The organism is Rhizobium vallis, assembly GCF_003985155.1.
In the GTDB taxonomy this organism is placed as follows: Bacteria; Pseudomonadota; Alphaproteobacteria; order Rhizobiales; family Rhizobiaceae; genus Rhizobium; species Rhizobium vallis.
In genome coordinates this window covers 1-1066 of record NZ_ML133743.1, presented here as the reverse complement: position 1 = coordinate 1066, position 1066 = coordinate 1, and the positions used below count along the sequence as shown (strand labels likewise).

1 protein-coding gene is annotated in these 1066 nt (G+C 59.8%); it reads right to left on the bottom strand.

The genetic code is table 11. The annotated features are described in order from the left end of the window. Positions 1-4: 4 nt before the first annotated feature. Positions 5-973: an IS481-like element ISRel2 family transposase gene (locus tag EFQ99_RS34840; protein WP_011053284.1), complete on the bottom strand. Its 969-nt coding sequence runs from the start codon at positions 971-973 to the stop codon at positions 5-7. Positions 974-1066 lie beyond the last annotated feature (93 nt).

Here is a 1066-nt window from a genome sequence, read left to right as displayed (position 1 = left end):
GCGACTAGATGTGGAGCCTCAACAGGTTGTCCTGGGTAAGAGCGAGCCTAGTGATTGGTGGTTTTGAGTTTAGACTTCCGTGAGGCCTGTGCCAATTGTAGCGATGAAGCCATCGTGGCAGTTCGGCGGCGCGCATGTCCGAGTTGGGATAGGCGACGGCGTAGGCCCACTCTCTGAGGGCGGTCTGGATGAAGCGTTCGGCCTTTCCGTTGGTTTTAGGCGTATATGGTCTGGTGCGAACGTGCTTGAGGCCGTTGTCGCGACAAGCTTGGCCGAATGGCTTTGATGTGTAGCAGGGACCATTGTCGGTCATGACGCGCTCGACCGCGATCCCGAGGCTGGCATAATAGGCCAATGCCGCCTTCAAGAAGGCCACGGCGCTTTCTTTCGTCTCGTCCGGCGATATCTGTGAGAAAGCGATGCGAGAGGCATCGTCGATGGCCACATGAACGCATTCCCAACCGGCGCCCCAACTCTTGCCTCTGCGCGAACTCTGGCGAGTGCGATCGCCGGTGATGCGGTGGCCGACCTCATGAAACCGGCCGAGCTTCTTGATGTCGATATGAATCATCTCGCCGGGAGCCTGGCGTTCATGACGACGCACAGGCTCGGCCGGCTCGATATCCTTGAGGCGGGAGAGGCCTGCGCGCTTGAGAACCCGGCTCACCGTCGCTGCAGATACACCGGTTTCGATCGCGATGTGCTTGCCAGTCAGGCGCTGGCGGCGAAGCGTGATGATGCGCTCCGCCAGCGCCTGACTGGTCTGCCGGGGCATGGCATGAGGTCGGGAGGAACGATCGAGCATCGCCTCTCGACCACCGGCCTTGAAACGCTCGACCCAACGGGCGACGATCTTGGCCGCGACGCCATAGGCCTGTGCTGCCTGAGCCTGGGTCAGATGCCCTTCGATAACAGCAAGCGCCATTTGTTCCCGGCGCAACGGCGTCAGTCGGGCATTCTTATGAATGTTCATTCGCGGCGATCCTTCCGACTCGAGGTGTGATAGCTCCAGTCTCCTAAATCCGCTTTGAATGGACAACCTCCCGAAAGCTCACAACTAGAGCCT

What these genes read in the sequence shown, in the direction of transcription:
- EFQ99_RS34840 (WP_011053284.1), bottom strand. Translation starts at nt 973, where the DNA reads ATGAACATTCATAAGAATGCCCGACTGACGCCGTTGCGCCGGGAACAA.